General features: G+C 69.1%; 15 protein-coding genes. 11 read left to right on the top strand and 4 right to left on the bottom strand.

Annotation, left to right across the window (positions count from 1 at the left end; genetic code table 11):
* Positions 1 to 9: 9 nt before the first annotated feature.
* The 4 genes from AC2EWF_RS02380 to AC2EWF_RS02365 all read left to right on the top strand — a co-directional run bounded on the left by AC2EWF_RS02380 (position 10) and on the right by AC2EWF_RS02365 (position 4,086).
* On the top strand, positions 10 to 927 hold the full coding sequence (locus AC2EWF_RS02380; RefSeq protein WP_483637752.1) for a class I fructose-bisphosphate aldolase: 918 nt from the start codon (positions 10 to 12) through the stop codon (positions 925 to 927).
* Between the two features lie 160 nt (positions 928 to 1,087).
* The gene (locus AC2EWF_RS02375) at positions 1,088 to 2,314 is read left to right on the top strand and encodes an amidohydrolase family protein (protein ID WP_483637751.1); all 1,227 of its coding nucleotides are present in this window, start codon (positions 1,088 to 1,090) and stop codon (positions 2,312 to 2,314) included.
* Complete coding sequence (locus tag AC2EWF_RS02370; protein WP_483637750.1) at positions 2,311 to 3,126, top strand: DeoR/GlpR family DNA-binding transcription regulator; 816 nt, start codon at positions 2,311 to 2,313, stop codon at positions 3,124 to 3,126. The genes AC2EWF_RS02375 and AC2EWF_RS02370 overlap by 4 nt, the downstream gene beginning before the upstream one ends.
* Positions 3,127 to 3,216: 90 nt before the next feature.
* Positions 3,217 to 4,086, top strand: coding sequence for a hypothetical protein (locus AC2EWF_RS02365; RefSeq protein ID WP_483637749.1), 870 nt, complete (start codon positions 3,217 to 3,219; stop codon positions 4,084 to 4,086).
* A gap of 61 nt (positions 4,087 to 4,147) precedes the next feature.
* Here the strand turns inward: AC2EWF_RS02365 and AC2EWF_RS02360 are convergent, their stop codons facing one another.
* Entirely contained in the window at positions 4,148 to 6,925 is a 2,778-nt protein-coding gene (locus AC2EWF_RS02360) for a S8 family serine peptidase (protein WP_483637748.1), read from the bottom strand.
* Positions 6,926 to 7,162: 237 nt separating this feature from the next.
* On the opposite strand from AC2EWF_RS02360, the gene AC2EWF_RS02355 reads away from it, so the two are divergent.
* The 3 genes from AC2EWF_RS02355 to AC2EWF_RS02345 all read left to right on the top strand — a co-directional run bounded on the left by AC2EWF_RS02355 (position 7,163) and on the right by AC2EWF_RS02345 (position 10,649).
* Positions 7,163 to 8,347: a thiolase family protein gene (locus tag AC2EWF_RS02355; protein WP_483637747.1), complete on the top strand. Its 1,185-nt coding sequence runs from the start codon at positions 7,163 to 7,165 to the stop codon at positions 8,345 to 8,347.
* Positions 8,348 to 8,511: 164 nt separating this feature from the next.
* Positions 8,512 to 8,889, top strand: a complete 378-nt coding sequence (locus tag AC2EWF_RS02350; protein ID WP_483637746.1) for a hypothetical protein — start codon at positions 8,512 to 8,514, stop codon at positions 8,887 to 8,889.
* Between the two features lie 152 nt (positions 8,890 to 9,041).
* The gene (locus tag AC2EWF_RS02345) at positions 9,042 to 10,649 is read left to right on the top strand and encodes a carboxyl transferase domain-containing protein (RefSeq protein WP_483637745.1); all 1,608 of its coding nucleotides are present in this window, start codon (positions 9,042 to 9,044) and stop codon (positions 10,647 to 10,649) included.
* Between the two features lie 63 nt (positions 10,650 to 10,712).
* Here AC2EWF_RS02345 and AC2EWF_RS02340 read toward each other — a convergent pair whose 3' ends face one another.
* From AC2EWF_RS02340 to AC2EWF_RS02330, 3 genes are read right to left on the bottom strand one after another with little or no spacing between them, the layout of a single operon-like run.
* A complete protein-coding gene (locus tag AC2EWF_RS02340; RefSeq protein WP_483637744.1) occupies positions 10,713 to 11,066 on the bottom strand; it encodes a DUF6587 family protein in 354 nt (117 codons plus the stop codon).
* Positions 11,063 to 12,904 (bottom strand): ferrous iron transporter B, encoded by a 1,842-nt coding sequence (gene feoB, locus AC2EWF_RS02335; RefSeq protein WP_483637743.1) that lies wholly within the window; start codon positions 12,902 to 12,904, stop codon positions 11,063 to 11,065. Before feoB ends, AC2EWF_RS02340 begins: the two co-directional genes overlap by 4 nt.
* Positions 12,901 to 13,146, bottom strand: a complete 246-nt coding sequence (locus AC2EWF_RS02330; protein WP_483637742.1) for a FeoA family protein — start codon at positions 13,144 to 13,146, stop codon at positions 12,901 to 12,903. The genes feoB and AC2EWF_RS02330 overlap by 4 nt, the downstream gene beginning before the upstream one ends.
* A 124-nt stretch (positions 13,147 to 13,270) precedes the next feature.
* On the opposite strand from AC2EWF_RS02330, the gene AC2EWF_RS02325 reads away from it, so the two are divergent.
* From AC2EWF_RS02325 to AC2EWF_RS02310, 4 genes are all read left to right on the top strand, one after another.
* Positions 13,271 to 14,062 carry an enoyl-CoA hydratase-related protein gene (locus AC2EWF_RS02325; protein WP_483637741.1) on the top strand — a complete coding sequence of 264 codons (792 nt, stop codon included), beginning with the start codon at positions 13,271 to 13,273 and terminating at the stop codon, positions 14,060 to 14,062.
* Positions 14,063 to 14,161: 99 nt separating this feature from the next.
* Positions 14,162 to 16,150 carry an acetyl/propionyl/methylcrotonyl-CoA carboxylase subunit alpha gene (locus AC2EWF_RS02320; protein ID WP_483637740.1) on the top strand — a complete coding sequence of 663 codons (1,989 nt, stop codon included), beginning with the start codon at positions 14,162 to 14,164 and terminating at the stop codon, positions 16,148 to 16,150.
* A 20-nt stretch (positions 16,151 to 16,170) separates the two neighbouring features.
* Positions 16,171 to 16,884, top strand: coding sequence for an alanyl-tRNA editing protein (locus AC2EWF_RS02315; protein WP_483637739.1), 714 nt, complete (start codon positions 16,171 to 16,173; stop codon positions 16,882 to 16,884).
* Positions 16,885 to 16,892: 8 nt separating this feature from the next.
* Positions 16,893 to 17,792: a hydroxymethylglutaryl-CoA lyase gene (locus AC2EWF_RS02310; protein ID WP_483637738.1), complete on the top strand. Its 900-nt coding sequence runs from the start codon at positions 16,893 to 16,895 to the stop codon at positions 17,790 to 17,792.
* Positions 17,793 to 17,795: the final 3 nt, after the last annotated feature.

The following is a 17,795-nucleotide window of genomic DNA, read 5'->3' as shown; positions in this document are numbered from 1 at the left end:
GTATTCGAAATGAATCAGAACTTACAAGTCCCTTCGCAAGCTTCCGAAAAGTTTTCGAAGCTGTCGCTGTCGCAGGGCAAGCGCGCCCGCCTGTGGCGCCTGCTGTATGGCTCGGGTCCGAAGAACGGCAGCCTGCTCGTGCTGCCGCTGGACCAGGGCCTGGAGCACGGCCCCACCGACTTCTTTCCCCATCCGCCGGCCGTCGATCCGGGCTACCAGTTCGAACTCGCCGCGGCCGGCGGCTTTTCCGCCATCGCGCTGGGCATCGGCCTGGCCGAGAAGTACATGCGCGAGTACGCCGGCCGCGTGCCGCTGATCCTCAAGCTCAACGGCAAGACCAACATCCCCAGCGATGCCGAGGCCACCTCGCCGCTGTTCGCCTCGGTGGAGGACGCCGTGCGCCTCGGCGCCGACGCGGTGGGCTACACCATGTACGTGGGCTCGCCGCGCCAGCACGACGAGTTCCGCCAGTTCGAGCAGGTGCGCCGCGACTGCGAGCGCTACGGCATGCCGCTGGTACTGTGGTCCTACCCGCGTGGCAGCGCGGTCAATGCGAAGGGCGGCACCAATACGCTGTATGCACAGGACTACGCCGCCCGCGTGGCGCTGGAACTGGGTGCCGACATCGTCAAGCTGCACGAGCCGAACGACAGCGTGGCGAACGTGCCGGCGCCGTACGACAAGCTCGCGGAAGACTCCGCCGCCCGCTGCGCCCGCGTGGTTCGCTCGGCCGGCCGTACCATGGTGCTGTTCTCCGGCGGCGAGAAGAACGACGACGACGCGGCGGTGCTGCGCAAGGTCGAGCACTACATGCAGTCGGGAGCGAACGGCGTGATGTTCGGCCGCAACATGTGGCTGCGCCCGTTCGACCAGGCGGTGAACCTGGTGCGCCAGGTGCACGACATCATGGCCAAGCACCCGCGCTGAGCCGGCTACGGAGCGTAGCCTTGCTCCCCCTCCCTTCCGGGGAGAGGGTTGGGGTGAGGGGCCGATCTTGCGGCATGCTTCAACGAAGCAAGTTGCACTGGCCTCACCATCGCAAGCACCCGCCCCTCACCTCGCTCCTCTCCCTGGAGGGGAGAGGAAGATGAAAAGCATGACCCACCAGAAATCCTGCCTCTGCTGCGCCCCGCCGACCGGCGCCGGTACGGTACGCATCGAGGCCAGCAACAAGAACCCGCTGCAGACCGCCCCAGACACCAGCAAGGGCGAACTCAAGCTGAAGGATTTCAAGCCGCGCAGCATGCTGCGGGTGCCGCAGACGCATATCGAGCGGCCACGTTTCCCGGTGATCGACGTGCATGCCCACCTCACCTGGTCGAAGAGCGTGCGCAACGGCGTGTCGGTCGGCGAGGAGATCACCGTGTTCACCACGCCGGAAGCGCTGCTGCCGGTGATGGACCGCAAAGGCGTGCGCACCCTGGTGAACCTCACCGGCGGCGTCGGCAAGGGGCTCGAAGAAAGCATCCGGCTGTTCGACCAGGCTGCGCCGGGGCGCTTCCTCACCCTCACCGAGCCCTCGTTCGCGCTGTTCCCCGAGCCGGACTACCCGCAACGCCAGGCCGACGCGATCGAACACGCCAAACGCGCCGGCGCACGCGGGCTGAAGCTGCTGAAGACGCTGGGGCTGTACCTGCGGGAACGCATCGACGATGGCCCCCTGGTGGGTGTGGACGACCGCCGCTTCGATCCGATGTGGGAGGCCTGCGCCGCGCACGACATGCCGGTGTTCCTGCACGTGTCCGACCCGGAGGCGTTCTTCCTGCCCACCGATGGCGGGAACGAGCGCTATGAGGAACTGGCCAACCACCCGGACTGGTCGTTCTACGGCCCGGAATTCCCCAGCCACCAGGAACTCATCGAGGCGCGCAACCGCATGATCGCGCGCCACCCCAACACCACCTTCGTGCTGCTGCACGTGGGCAACAACGCCGAAAACCTGGCCGCAGTGGAGGATTGCCTGGCGCGCTTCCCGAACACCCTGGTGGACATCAGCGCGCGCATCGGCGAGCTGGGCCGCCAGCCGCGCATTGCCCAGCGCTTCTTCGACCGCCACCAGGACCGCATCCTGTTCGGCACCGACGCGGTGCCCTCGCCCTGGGGCGACGACGTGCCCCAGCAGCTGTTCGGCGACGAACTGTACGAGATCTACTACCGCTTCCTAGAAACCGAGGACGAATACTTCGACTATGCCCCCGCCCCGGTACCGCCGCAGGGGCGCTGGTCGATCTACGGGCTGAATCTGCCGGACGCCGTGCTGCGCAAGGTCTATCATGACAACGCCGCCCGACTCCTGCATATTCCGTCCGCATGAGCAAACCCCAGACCGCCAAGCCCGCCGCCCGCCCCCGTCATCGCCTGCTGCTCGGCGAACGCCGTCGCCTGATCGTGGAGCACGTGGAGGAACACGGCCGCGCCACGGTGGAGGAGCTGGCGAACAAGTTCGCCACCTCGGCAGTGACCATCCGCGCCGACCTCGAAGCCCTGGCGAACGCCTCGGCGATCGTGCGTTCGCACGGTGGCGCGTTGCCGGTGATCCCGGTCAGCAGCGACATCCCGCTCAACATCAAGGAAACCCGCCACCAGGCACAGAAGCTGCGCATCGGCCAGGCGGCGGCGGCGATGATCCGCGACGGTGAGACGATCATCCTCGACTCCGGTTCCACCACCGTGGAAATCGCCCGGCAGATCCGCCAGCGCAAGTTCGAGTCGCTGACGGTGATCACCAACGCGCTGAACATCGCGCTGGAGCTGTCCGGCCTGCCCCACGTGCGGGTGATGATGCTGGGCGGCCTGCTGCGCCAGACCTCCTATTCGCTGGTCGGTCCCGACGCGGAACACGCGCTGGCCAAGCTGTCGGCCGACCGGCTGTTCCTCGGCGTGGACGGCCTCGACCCCGAGGTGGGCGTGACCACGCCCGATCCGCTGGAGTCCGCGCTCAACGCGCTGATGATCCGCGTGTCGCGGCAGACCGTGGCCGTGCTGGACTCCAGCAAGCTGGGCCAGCGCAGCCTGTCGGTGATCGCGCCCGTGCGCCAGCTGCACAAGGTGATCAGCGACGGCAGCGCCCCGGCCGAGACCGTCGAGGCGCTGCGCAATGCCGGCGTGCAGGTCGAATTGGTCTGAAATTTCCACCCAAAGTGGTCGTTGTCCGGATGAACCGGCCCGACTACGCTCGACGCCCTGTGCTCGCGCAGCTCCGCAAGAGGGTGGGTGATGGACGCAGCATCCGTGGTGAACGACCGGCGCACAGGCGCGCCCGCATGGCTGGCGGCATGCCTCGCCGTCGGCACGAACGACCCGATCGCGCGCGGCATCGGACCCGGCCGGGTCCTGCTGGCGCTGGTGATGGTCGCGCTGGGCCTGCGCGGGCTGGCGTTCGGCGATTTCGCCGGCACCTGGCAGCGCATCCCGATCGCACACCTGCCGGCGCAAGGTTTGTTCATCCATCTCACGGCGCTGGTCGAACTGGCCACCGGCATCGGCATCCTGATCCCGCGCGTGGCGAAGACCGCGGCAGGGACGATGGCCGTGTTCGCGCTGCTGTGGATGGTGCTGCTGAAATTCCCGGCTATCGCCTACGCGCCATCGATGGAGGCGGTGTGGCTGGGCGCGGGCGAGATCGCGGTGATCCTTGCCGGCGCCTGGGTGGTGTTCGCCGCGCTGGCGAAGCCGGGTGGCCGTTTCCTCGCGGGCCGCAACGGCATCCGCAACGCCCGCCTGCTGTTCGTGCTGGCGCTGCCGACGATCGGCCTCTCGCACTTTGTCTATGCGGACATCACCGCCGGCTTCGTGCCGGCGTGGCTACCCTGGCGGCACGGCTGGGCCTACCTGACCGGCGCGGGCGACCTGGCGGCAGCCCTCGCCATCCTGTTCGGGTTTTGGCCGCGGCTGGCCGCCACGCTGGAAGCGGCGATGCTGGGCGTCATCACCGTGCTGGTCTGGCTGCCGCCGCTGCTCGCGCAGCCGCACGACAGCGGTGCCTGGTCGGCCTTCCTGATGTCCAGCGCAATCACCGCGGGTGCCGCGGCAGTGGCGGATTCGTACCGCGGCATCGGCTGGACGACGCGGGGCGCCGGCGGCTGAGGTCGCCTCCCCGCACAGCTCCGGCGACGATGCCGTGCGGCACCGTCGCCGGGCCGGTTCTTCAGAACGACCAGCGGTAGTTCAACGTGGCCATCGTCGCCTCGTTGTACTGGCCGAAGTAGTGGTCGTAGCCGAGCGTCAGGTCGCTGCGCGGGCTCATGCTCCAGTCCAGCGTGGCGCCGGCCACGCCGCCGTAGCGCGAGAGCCCGATGCCACCCAGCGGCGCCCACTGGTTCACGCCGCTGAAGCTGGCGTCGAACACGGCGCCGCGCAGGCCGAAGGACTGCTGCCACGCCAGCCGTCCCTGCAGGTCGAGGTTGCCGCCGTGCGGCAGCTGCCAGCCGCGGTCGGCACGCAGGCCCAGCCCCGCCTGCCAGCGCGCGGTGGTGAGTGCGCCGGACTTCAGGCCGAAGCCGTCGCCGCCCAGCTCGTCGAAGCCGTCGCGGTTGATCTGCGCATATTCCAGGTTCGCGTAAGGCGTGACGCGGGTATCGCCCAGCCACAACCGGTAGCCGCTCTCGCCGTAGACCACGCCATAGCGACCGCGGCTGTCGCTGCTCACGCCGCCGAACCGGTTGCCCAGCTGCAGCTGGCGGCGCATGGTTTCCTGGTAGCTGCCCACGCCGAGGCGCCCCATCGCGTACCAGGCGCCGCGCACCGTGCCGCCGTAGAGCATGCCTTCGATCGCATGGCTGTAGCCCTGGTCGGCGCTCTCGGTCAGGCGGCCCAGGCCCTGGCTGCGACTCAATGCGAAACCGGCCACGCCGCTGCCGTCCAGGCGGAAGTCCTGCCCCACCAGCCAGCCGCTGAGGTCGTAGCCCACGTTGCCGTAGCCGCTGCGCGACATGTCGCCGTGGTAGCCGAGCCCCTGCGTCCACGCGCCGGGTTGCGGGGTGTCGAGCAATTGCTCGAAACGGCTGGACAGCGCCCGCGTGCCGGCATCGATCGCCTCGAAAGTCATCGCCGCGCTGGCCGCGTGCAGCTGGCCGGAGAGGCTTTCCAGCGAGCTTTGCAGCTGGGCCAGCGTGGCCGTCTGCTGCAGGCTGGCCGCACCGGCGATGAAGCCGCTGGACGCCGGACTGCCCGATGCCGCTGCCGTGCCCACCTGTGTGTTGATTTGCCCGAAAGCCGCATCCACGCGCTGTGCCGCACCATACGAGGCGGCGGTGTAACTGGCGCCCTGCACAGCGGTCACGGTCACCTGGCTGACATTAAGCCAGGCACTGGTTGCGTCGTAACCAGGCGTGTCCATGAGCAGCACGTTCGAGGCCGGGTTCACCGCGGCAAACGTGCCGGTAAGCCCCTGCTGGGCGGTGAGCACGACGGTATGCGAATTCACCGTGTAGCCGGTGTTGGTACCGGTCACCAGCAGGTTGCCGGCGATGTTCGCCGTACCGGCCACGTTCAACGCCGAGCCCAGTGAAACCGCCAAAGTGCCGCCGGCAGCCTGCACATAGTTGCCGCCCACGGAGAGGTTGCTGTCTGCGGGGATCCCCAACGTGCCGCCACTGGCCACCGTGACCGCGCCGGCCAATGCCTTGGCGGTCAACGTGCCGGCCTGCACCTGGGTGAGGCCGGTATAAGTCGATGGCTGGGTAAGGTTGAGTGTGCCCGTGCCCTGCTTGATCAGGCCGCCCGCGCCGGAGATCGGGTTGTTCCAGTTCGAGGTGCCGCTGAAGCTGACGGTGACGTCGCCCCAGTTGAACTGCATCGGCCCGTTCACCGCCCGGCCCACATCCAGCTCGCCGTAGCCGAAGGTGGCGTTGGGCTGCGAACCGCCCAGCGGATCGGCGGTGCCGAGCAGGGTCTGCCGCACCAGGTCGTTGCTGAAGTACGGATAGGCCTGCCACACCAGCGCCGCCGCGCCCGACACCTGCGGCGCGGCGAACGAGGTGCCGCTGACCTGCCAGTACTTCTGGGTAGTGCTGGAAGCCGTGGTGTCCTTGTCCAGCACGATCACGTCGCCGGGTGCGGCCAGGCAGTAGCTCATCGCGCGGCCGCAGGCGTTGGAATAGCTCGCCAGCTGGGTGGGGCTGTTGCTGTTCACCGCCACCGCCACCAGCCAGCCCTTGTCCAGGCCCAGGCCCGGCGCCAGCGTGGGCAGGCTGGCAATGTCGCTGGGGTCGCTCTTCGAATCATTGCCTGCCGCGAACACAACCAGGCCGCCGTGCTGCTGCACGAACGGCTGGTAGGCCTGGCCGAAGGCCTGGTTGATCGAGGCGTTGGTGGTATCCCAGTAGATGCCGCCCCAGGAATTGTTCATCACGTTCACCCCGGCATTGATCAGCGCCGGATTGAGCGTTTGTGCAAAGAAAGCGGCGTCGGTCGCGGTCACCTGGTTGCCGTTGCCCGAGCCGTCGTCCTTCGGCGCCGTGTCGGCGATGATGCGCGCCGAGACCAGGCTGGCGCCCGGCGCGATGCCGCCGGGGAACTTGCCGAACGCCGTGCCGGCGGCGATCTCCGACACCCAGGTGCCGTGGCCGACCACGTCGTCGATGCTGGTGTTGTTGGCCGAGGGATCGACGTAGACCAGCTCCTGCGTGACCCGGCTGCCCACGGTCGGGTTGCTGCGCATGATGCCGCTGTCCACCACGCCTATGGTCACGCCGGCGCCGGTGTAGCCGGCGTTGTGGGCGTTGTAGGTGTTGGTGATCGACAACTGGGCGTCCAGCGGCGGCGGCGGCGGCGCGGTCGAGGCGGGTGGCGGTGCTGCGGGGGTCGGCTTGACGCCGCCGCCGCCGCCACCGCCGCAGGCCGCCAGGCCCAGTGCCATGCCGACGGCAACCGCCAGCCGGCGACAACGCAGGCCGCGCGCGGCCCATTCCCCTTGCGATTTCATGACCTCTCCCCTGCTCCCTGGACGACGCCCGCCACCTCGAAGAGTCACGGCCTCGGCTACGCCTGTCGGCACGGCTCCGGTGGAAGCGCAGTGTGGCACAACGCCGATCCGGGCAGAGGCGGTGACCAGCCCTGCGGGCGTGCCGCCAACCGGTTTGCCGCACTGCGCCATCGGCTGCGATAATCCACGGGCTGCTTCCCCGGCGCCATGCGCCATTCGTGTTCGCGGAGACCCCCCATGTCCGACGTCAGTGTTGTCATCGCCGGTGCCAAGCGCACCGCCATCGGCTCCTTCCTCGGCCAGTTCACCGGCGTGCCCACGCCGAAGCTGGGCGCCACGGCGATCAAGGCCGCGCTGGAACAGTCCGGCGTGGGCGCCGCCGACGTCGGCGAGGTCATCATGGGCTGCGTGCTGCCGGCCAACCTCGGCCAGGCGCCGGCGCGCCAGGCGTCGCTGGAAGCCGGCCTGCCGCCGGCTGCCGGCTGCACCACCATCAACAAGGTCTGCGGCTCGGGCATGAAGGCGATCATGCTGGGCCATGACCTGATCAAGGCCGGCTCGGCGGCCGTCGTGGTGGCCGGCGGCATGGAGTCGATGACCAACGCGCCGCACATGGTGCAGGCCCGCACCGGCATCCGCTACGGCGACGGCAAGCTGGTCGACCACATGGCCTGGGACGGCTTGACCAACCCCTACGACGGCAAGGCGATGGGGGTGTTCGGCGAGCTGTGCGCCGACAAGTACCACTTCAGCCGGGAAGAGCAGGATGCGTTCGCGACCGAATCGGTGAAGCGCGCCCTGGCCGCGCAGCAGTCCGGTGCGTTCGCCGGCGAGATCGTCCCGGTCACCGTGGCTGGCCGCAAGGGCGACGTGGTGGTGGACACCGACGAGCAGCCCGGCCGTTCCGACATCGCCAAGATCCCCTCGCTCAAGCCCGCCTTCCGCAAGGAGAACGGCACGATCACGGCGGCGAGCTCGTCCAGCATCTCCGACGGTGCCGCGGCGGTGGTACTGCTGTCGGCCGACGACGCCAAGGCGCGCGGCCTGAAGCCGCTGGCCCGCATCGTGGCCCACGCCACCCACTCGCAGGAGCCGGAATGGTTCACCACGGCGCCGGTGGGCGCGATCCAGCAGCTGCTGGAGAAAACCGGCTGGAAAATCAGCGATGTCGACCTGTTCGAGGTCAACGAGGCGTTCGCGGTGGTGGCGATGGCGCCGATCAGGGAACTCGGCATCCCGCACGACAAGCTCAACGTCAACGGCGGCGCCTGCGCCCTCGGCCACCCGATCGGCGCCAGCGGCGCCCGCCTGGTGGTGACCCTGCTCAATGCCCTGAAAACCCGCGGCCTCAGGCGCGGCATCGCCAGCCTGTGCATCGGCGGCGGGGAGGCCACGGCGATCGCGGTGGAGTGCCTGGCCTGAATCACGCAGCCATAACGACCGCGTTTCGATACTGTCCCGCTGAAAGCGCGTTGAATCCGCTTTCAACGGAGTCTGAAGCGACTCTGCGAAAGTTATGGCGCAGGACGCGGGAAAGCGCTATTAATAAACGGCCATTCGGCATTCCACGGCAAAGGAGATCCACCATGAAGTTTACGCGTACCCTACTCGCCTCCGCGCTCGTCGCGCTGCTGGCGGCTTGCAGCAACGGCGCGCAGGATTCCGCGCAGAACGCCCAGCAGTCTGCTGACCAGGCTCAGCAGTCCGCCGACCAGGCGCAGAAGGCTGCCGAGCAGGCTGCTCCGGCCGCCACCGCCGCCGCTCCGGCCTCCACCGCCGCCGCCCCGGCTTCCACCGCTGCTGCCCCGGCTGCTGCCGGTACCGCCGCCAACGCGATGGACAAGATGAAGAGCGCCGCCGACAACGCCTCCGATGCCGCCAGCAAGGCTGCCGACGCTGCGAAGGACGCCGCCGGTGCCGCGAAGGACGCCGCCGGCAAGGCCAAGGATGCGATGAAGCACTGATCCGCAGCTTTGAGGTTCGAAAGAACGGCCGCCTCGCGCGGCCGTTTTTTTGGATGCCCCTCTGCATTCGTCCGCCGGATTTTCTGGCGTGGCGATTTCGCCGCACGATGCAGCCGGTATCATCCACGGTTTCATCTCGACGGCCGCCGCGCATGAGTGTCATCGTCTCGCAGGTAGATCCCCGCTCTCCCGAGTTCCAGGCCAGCAGTGCGCGTCTGCGCGCGCTCACCGAGGAGCTGCGCCGGGAACTGGCGCGCAGCGCCGAAGGCGGCGGCGCCAAGGCCCGCGAAAAGCACGTCGCGCGCGGCAAGTTGCTGCCGCGCGAGCGCATCCGCGCCCTGCTCGACCCCGGCTCTCCCTTCCTCGAACTCTCGCCGCTCGCCGCGCATGGCATGTACGACGATGCCGCGCCCGCAGCCGGCCTCATCACCGGCATCGGCCGCGTCAACGGCATCGAGGTGGTGGTGGTGGCCAACGACGCCACGGTGAAGGGCGGCACCTACTTCCCGATGACAGTGAAAAAGCACCTGCGCGCGCAGGAAGTGGCGCTGGAGAACCGGCTGCCCTGCATCTACCTGGTCGACTCCGGCGGCGCCTTCCTGCCCATGCAGGACGAGGTGTTCCCGGACAAGGAGCACTTTGGCCGGATCTTCTACAACCAGGCGCGCATGAGCGGACTGGGCATCCCCCAGATCGCCGTGGTGATGGGCTCATGCACCGCCGGCGGTGCGTACGTTCCCGCGATGAGCGACGAAACCATCATCGTGCGCGAACAAGGCACGATCTTCCTCGGTGGCCCGCCGCTGGTGAAGGCCGCCACCGGCGAGGTGGTCGATGCCGAGACACTGGGCGGCGCGGACGTCCATACCTCCATTTCGGGCGTCGCCGACCACTACGCCGAGAACGACGCGCACGCGCTGGCGATCGCCCGCGACATCGTGGCCAGCCTCAACCGCGGCAAGGCGATGCCGCTGGCGCTGCGCGAGCCGGCGGAGCCGAAATACCCGGCCGACGAACTGTACGGCGTGATACCGGAAGACACCCGGCGCCCGTTCGACATCCGCGAGGTGATCGCGCGCATCGTCGACGGCTCGGCGTTCCACGAGTTCAAGGCGCGCTACGGCAAGACCCTGGTGTGCGGCTTCGCGCACATCCACGGCTACCCGGTAGGCATCGTCGCCAACAACGGCATCCTGTTCGCCGAGAGCGCACTCAAGGGCGCGCACTTCATCGAACTGTGCAACCAGCGCAACGTGCCGCTGGTGTTCCTGCAGAACATCACCGGCTTCATGGTGGGCAAGAAGTACGAACAGGCCGGCATCGCCAAGGATGGCGCCAAGATGGTCACCGCGGTGGCCTGCTCGCACGTGCCGAAGTTCACCGTGGTGATCGGCGGCAGCTTCGGCGCCGGCAACTACGCGATGTGCGGCCGCGCCTACGGCGCCCGCTTCCTGTGGATGTGGCCCAACGCCCGGATCAGCGTGATGGGCGGCGAACAGGCCGCCAGCGTGCTGGCCACGGTCAAGCGCGACGGTATCGAAGCAGCCGGCAAGAGCTGGAGCGCGGAGGAAGAGGACGCCTTCAAGGCGCCGATCCGCGAGCAGTACGAGCGCCAAGGCCATCCGTACTACGCCAGCGCCCGGCTGTGGGACGACGGCATCATCGACCCGGCGGATACTCGCCGCGTGCTGGGGCTGGCGATCTCGGCATCGATGAATGCGCCGATCGAGCCGCAGCGCTACGGTGTGTTCCGCATGTAGGCGGCTGTCGCTGCCGCACCTGCTCACTGGAAGGGACGCCATCGCCCCGTCGATCGCCTGCGTCTACTGGGCGCGGGTTCGAAAGTGCAGCGGCATCGGCTCCACTACCATGCGTGCCTGGCCGGAAGCACCGGGACCCTGCGATGCATCCGGCACCGGCGACACGGCAGCCGGTTTCTTCGGGCCGCACGCCCCACAGGTGGAACAGCCATCGGCGCAGTTGCCGGTGGCCTGCTTCGGCTGCAGGCGGCGGCCGAGCGCCTTCGCGAAGCGCGAGTCGCGGCGCGACAGGCGGATGGAAACCGCTGCCTGCCAGCGATTGCCGAGCTGCGGCGCGAGCTTGCGGATCAGCACCAGCACGCTGGCCGCCACGATCAGGCCGAGCACGATGTACTGGACCAGCAGGCCGGTGCTCATGTCAGCGCACTCGCGATCCGGTAGGTGAGCAAGGAGGCCGCATAGGCCATCGCGAACATGTAGCCGAACGAGATCGCCACGTTGCGCCATGATGCCGTTTCGCGCTTGATGATCGCCAGCGTGGACATGCATTGCGGTGCGTAGGCGAACCACACCAGCAGCGACAGCGCGCTGGGCAGCGAGACCTGGCTTGCCAGGGCGTGCGCCAGCCCGTTGCCGGCCACGTCGCCGCCCACCATGTAGACGGTCGCCAGCGCCGCCACCGCGGTTTCGCGCGCGGCGAACGCCGGGATCAGGGCCAGGCTCATCTCCCAGTTGAAGCCGATCGGCGAGAAGATCCGCGCGAGTCCGCGGCCGATGTAGCCGGCGAAGCTGTAGTCGATCGCCGGCAGCGTGGCGCCTGCGGGCGGTGCCGGGAAGCTGGAGATGAACCACATCAGCACGGTCAGGGCAAGGATCACGCCGGTGAGGCGTTTCAGGAAGATCGCGCCACGCTCGTACAGGCCGATCGCCACGTCGCGCAGCTTGGGCAGCCGGTACGCGGGCAGTTCCATCAGCAGTGCGTGCTCGCTGCGGTCGCGATGTAGGTGTTTCATCACCCATGCCACCGCCATCGCGCCGAGGATGCCCGCGAGATAGAGCGCGAACAGCACCAGCCCCTGCAGGTTGAACACGTCGAGCACGCGGTGCGCGGGGATGAAGGCGGCAATCAGCAGCGCGTATACCGGCAGCCGCGCCGAGCAGGTCATCAGCGGCGCCACCAGGATGGTGGCGAGACGGTCGCGCGGGTCCTGGATGCTGCGCGTGCCCATGATGCCCGGGATCGCGCACGCGAAGCTGGACAAGAGCGGGATGAAGGAACGCCCGGTCAGCCCCACCGACAGCATCAGCCGGTCCAGCAGGAACGCCGCCCGCGGCAGGTAGCCGGATTCCTCCAGCATCAGGATGAAGAAGAACAGCACAAGGATCACCGGCAGGAATCCGAGCACCGTGCCCAGGCCGCCGAAGATGCCGTCGACCACCAGGCTCTGCAGCGGCCCCGCCGGCATCAGCGCGGCAATGTGCCCGCCCAGCCAGCCGAAACCGTCGCCGATCAGGTCACTCATCGGCTTGCCGGCGGCATACACCGCCTGGAACACCAGGAACATCACCACCGAGAGGATGGCGAGGCCGAACACCGGGTGCAACGCCCAGCGGTCCAGCGCGTCGTCCAGCGCCGCGGTCGCGCGCGGCATGCTCACCGTGGCGGCGAGCAGTTCGCGCACCTGCGCATGCAGGTCGGCGCGACTGGCCGCGTCGTCGGCCTGCGCCGGCGCGGGCATGGGCAGCTCGCCGTCCACGCGCTCCACCAGCGCCTGCGCGCCGCCGCGCCGGACCGCCACGGTTTCCACCACCGGCAGCCCCAGCCGGCGCGACAGCTCCGGCACGTCGATCGCGATGCCGCGCCGGCGCGCCGCATCCATCATGTTCAGCGCCAGCACCACCGGCCGGCCCAGCCGCCGCACCTCCAGCAGGAAGCGCAGGTGCAGGCGCAGGTTGGTGGCGTCGGCCACGCAGACGATCAGGTCCGGCGGCGTCTCGCCCGGGTAGTTGCCCTGCAGCACGTCGCGGGTGATCTGCTCGTCGGGGCTGACCGCGTCGAAGCTGTAGGCGCCGGGCAGGTCGAGGATCTGCAGCATGCGGCCGGACGGTGCCACGAAGCGCCCTTCCTTGCGCTCGATGGTGACGCCGGCGTAGTTGGCAACTTTCTGCCGGCCGCCGGTGAGCAGGTTGAACAGGGCGGTCTTGCCGCAGTTCGGGTTGCCCACCAGGGCGATGCGCAGCGCGTCGGCGCTCATGCCGCCACCTCGCTGCGCACGCTGACCCTGGCCGCCTCGGCGCGGCGCAGGGCGAAGCGGGTGTAGCCGATCTGGATCAGCAGCGGGTCGCCGCCCATCGGGGCCACCGCCGCCACCCGCACCGGCTCGCCGTCGACGAAACCGAGGTCGCGCAGGCGTTGCGCGATCGGGTCGTCCGCATGGGCATCGTCCACGCGATCCACCACGGCCAGGGCACCCTTCGGCAAGTCGGACAAGCGCACGGTCGATCGGACCTCAAATAAGAATAGTTCGCATTGTAACCACATTTCGCATGTGTTGCAGGTCCGCCCTGGGCGTGTCTCGCGACGATTTAAGATGACGGGATTCCCCTCGCAGGATCCGGCCATGCCCACATCCGTACAGATCACCGACCGTGCCGGCGTGCGTACGCTGGCGATGCACCGTCCCGAGGTACACAACGCCTTCGACGACGCGCTGATCGCCGAACTCACCGCCGCCATCGAGGACGCCGGCCGCGATCGGACGGTACGTGCCATCGTGCTCACCGGCAGCGGCGCCAGCTTCTCCGCCGGCGCCGACCTGAACTGGATGCGCGGCATGGCCAGAGCCAGCGAGCAGGAGAACCGCGACGACTCGCTGCGCCTGGCGCGGCTGATGCGCAGCCTGCAGTTCTGCCCCAAACCCACCCTGGCCCGGGTCAACGGGGCGGCCTACGGTGGTGGCGTCGGCCTTGTCGCCTGCTGCGACATCGCGATCGGCGCGGACGACGCGAAGTTCGGCCTCACCGAGGTGAAGCTGGGTCTGGTGCCTGCCGTGATCTCGCCCTGCGTGGTCGCCGCGATCGGCCTGCGCCAGGCGCGCAGGCTGTTCCTCACCGGCGAGGTGTTCGACGCCGGCGAGGCGCAGCGCATCGGCCTGCTGCACCAGGTGGTTGCGCCCGGGGCGCTGGACGATGCCGTGGCCCTCGCGCTCAAGCTGCTGGCCAAGGCCGGCCCCGAGGCGCAACGCGAGGCCAAGCAACTGGCCTTCCGCATGGGCGGCCTCGACGAACGCGCCGCCGAACGCATCGACCACCACAACGCCGAGTTGATCGCACGCCTGCGGGTGTCGACGGAAGGCCAGGAGGGGCTCACTGCCTTCCTCGACAAGCGTGTGCCGGCGTGGGTCGCCTCCTGACGACTGTCCGGGTTGCACGCGGCTTTGCTGCGCTGCGCATCGGCGCGACGAGGCATATCTGCTAATTTTCCGGGGCTTTGCCCCGGCCAAGGAACCCGCATGTTCGAACGCGTACTGATCGCCAACCGCGGCGAGATCGCCTGCCGCGTGATTCGCACATGCCGCCGGCTCGGCATCCGCAGCATCGCGGTGTACTCGGAAGCGGACCGCGACGCGCAACACGTACGCCTCGCCGACGAGGCCTGGCCGATCGGCGGCCCGCGGCCGGCCGACTCCTACCTGCGGATCGACGCCATCCTGGACGCAGCGAAGCAGAGCGGCGCGCAGGCGATCCATCCCGGCTACGGCTTCCTCTCCGAGAACACCGCGTTCTCGCGCGCCTGCCAGGACGCCGGCATCGTCTTCATCGGGCCCGATCCCGAGAGCATCGAGGCGATGGGCTCCAAGGCCGCCGCCAAGCAACTGATGGCGAAGCACGCCGTGCCGCTGGTGCCCGGCTACGACGGCGACAACCAGGACAACGCGTACCTGGCCGAGCAGGCGCACGGGATCGGCTACCCCCTGATCATCAAGCCTTCGGCGGGCGGCGGCGGCAAGGGCATGCAGATCGTTCGCAGTGACGCGGAATTCCCTGAGGCGCTGGCGACCGCGCAGCGTGTGGCGCAGTCCGCGTTCGGCGACGCCAGCATGCTGCTGGAACGCTACATCGAGCAGCCGCGGCACATCGAGTTCCAGGTGTTCGGCGACCGCCACGGCCACGTCATCCACCTCGGCGAGCGCGAGTGCTCGGCGCAGCGCCGCTACCAGAAGGTGCTGGAGGAAACGCCCTCGCCCTTCCTCACGCCCGAGATGCGCGCCGCGATGGGCGAAGCCGCCGTCGCCGCCGCGCGCGCGGTGAATTACGTGGGCGCGGGCACCGTGGAGTTCATCGTGGGGCCCAGGGGCGATTTCCACTTCATGGAGATGAACACGCGCCTGCAGGTCGAACACCCGGTCACCGAGCTTACCCACGGCCTGGACCTGGTGGAATGGCAGTTGCGTGTGGCGAATGGCGAGCCGCTGCCGTTGACGCAGGAACAAGTGGTCTCCACCGGCCACGCCATCGAGGTGCGCATCTACGCCGAAGACCCCGAGCAGAACTTCCTGCCCGGTTCGGGCAGGCTGCTCAGCCTGCGCCTGCCGGCGCCGTCGCGCCACGTTCGCCTCGACGGCGGCGTGATCGAAGGCGACACCGTGACGATCTTCTACGACCCAATGATCGCCAAGCTGATCGTGTGGGACGCCGATCGCACGCAGGCACTGGAGCGTCTGCGCGAGGCGCTGGCCCGGTGCGAGATCGAGGGCCCGAAATCCAATATCGCCTTCCTCGAACGACTGGCGCGGCATCCCGCCGTCGTCGAAGCCCGCATCGATACCGGCTACCTCGACCGCCACCTCGACGAATTCGTCAGCGGGCACAGCGAACCCGGCGCGCGCACGCTGTTCGCCGCCGCCACCGCAGCCCTGCTGCACGACGAAGCGCATGTCGCGGCGAACCCGGCCGACCCGCATTCGCCCTGGGCCAGCGCCGACGCGTGGCGGGTGGGCCATGCCGGCAGGCGCGTCGTTGCCTTCACCCGCGGCGAGTCGCGTTTCGAGATCGAGGCCTATGGGCATGCCGGCGACTATCGCCTGCGCCACGGCGAGGACGACTGCGAGGTGCGCGGTGCGCGGCTGGACGGCGCCACACTCAGCGCCCGCTTCGACAACGAGGCCGAGCGCTTCGACCTGCGCGCCAATGCGCATCGCGTGCTGCTGCACGATGCCGCCGGCCGTCGCTGGCGCCTCGACCGCGCCGCGGCCTACGCGTGGAAATCCACCGGTAGCGGCGGCGGCAACCAGGTCATCGCGCCGATGCCCGGCCGCATCGTGCTGGTGAAGGCCAAGTCGGGGGACAGCGTCGGGGAGGGCCAGGAGCTGCTGGTGATGGAAGCGATGAAGATGGAACTGGCCTTGAAGGCCCCGCGCGCCGGCACCATCGAGAGCGTGAGCGCGGCGCAAGGCGATTTCGTCGAGGCCGACGCGGTGCTGGTGCGCTTCGCCAGCTGAACCTGCCCAGGAGTTTCGTCGTGGCCGAACTGTTCTACAACGATCCCTACCTGCGCGAATGCACGACGCAGGTACTGCGCCACGACGAGGCCGGCTTGCTGCTGGCCGACACCGTCTGCTACCCGGTCGGCGGCGGCCAGCCGGGCGACACCGGCATGCTGCGCCTGGCGGACGGCAGCGCCTGGCCCGTCCTCGACACCCGCCGCGACCGCGAGACACGCGAGATCCTGCACCAGTTGCCTGCCGACGCACCGCGACTGGCGCCGGGCACCCCGGTCGCGCTGACGCTGGACTGGGAGCGCCGCCATCGCCACATGCGCATGCACACCGGCCTGCACCTGCTCGGCTCGCTGATCAAGGCCGGCGTCACCGGCGGCAACCTCACCGACCATGGCGGCCGGCTGGATTTCGACCTCGACGGCCTCGACCTCGTGCTCGACGCGCACGAGCTCACAGCGGGCCTGCAGCGCCTGGTGGCCGACGACGCACCGCTGCACGTCAGCCACCTCAGCGGCGCCGAGCTGGCCGCGCGGCCGGAGCTGATCCGCACCATGTCGGTCACCCCGCCGCTGCACCTGCCGCAGATCCGGCTGGTGGAAATCGAGGGCGTGGACTTGCAACCCTGCGGCGGCACCCACGTGGCACGCACCGGCGAAGTCGGCGCGCTGCGCGTGAGCAGGATCGAGAACAAGGGCAGCCACAACAAGCGCGTGGCGCTGACTTTCGCGGATTGAACCGGACCATGAACACAGACCAGCACGCCCGCATTGTCGAAGTCGGCGCCCGCGACGGCCTGCAGAACGAGAAGACCCTGCTGCCGGCCGAGGTGAAGATCGCGCTGATCGACCGCCTCTCCTCCACCGGGCTGACGACCATCGAAGCCACCAGCTTCGTAAGCCCGAAGTGGGTGCCACAACTCGCCGACGCCGCCGAGGTGTACGCAGGGATCCGCAAGGTGCCGGGCGTGAGCTACCCGGTACTGGTGCCGAACCTGCAGGGCTACGAGCGTGCCCGCGAAGTCGGCGCCGGCGAGATCGCGGTGTTCACCGCCGCCAGCGAGGCGTTCAACCGCAGGAACATCAACGCGTCGATCGACGAATCCATCGCGCGTTTCGTGCCGGTGCTGGAGCGTGCCAAGGCCGACGGCGTGGCGGTACGCGGCTACGTCTCCACCGTGCTCGGCTGTCCCTACCAGGGCGAGGTGCCGGTGCGCGACGTGGTGCGCGTGGCGCAGCGCCTGCACGAGCTCGGCTGCCGCGAGATCTCACTGGGCGACACCATCGGCGTGGGCACGCCGGCCAAGGCGCGCGCGATGCTGCGCGCGGTGGCGCAGGAGGTGCCGATGGCCGCGCTGGCCGTGCACTTCCACGACACCTACGGCCAGGCGCTGGCCAACATCCTCGCCTGCCTGGAGGAAGGCGTGCGGGTGGTGGACAGCGCGGTCTCCGGTACCGGCGGCTGCCCGTACGCCAAGGGCGCCACCGGCAACGTGGCCAGCGAGGACGTGGTGTACATGCTGCACGGCATGGGCATGCAGACCGGCGTGGACCTCGACCTGCTCGTCGCCACCGGCGCATGGCTGTCGGCGCAGCTGCACAAGGACACCGCCAGCCGCGTCACCCGGGCGCGCACGGCGGCCTGACGC

The sequence above is a fragment of the Rhodanobacter sp. sgz306013 genome (assembly GCF_057031145.1).
The sequence above is the reverse complement of the archived record's forward strand: the minus strand, read 5'-3'. Positions and strand labels throughout refer to the sequence as shown.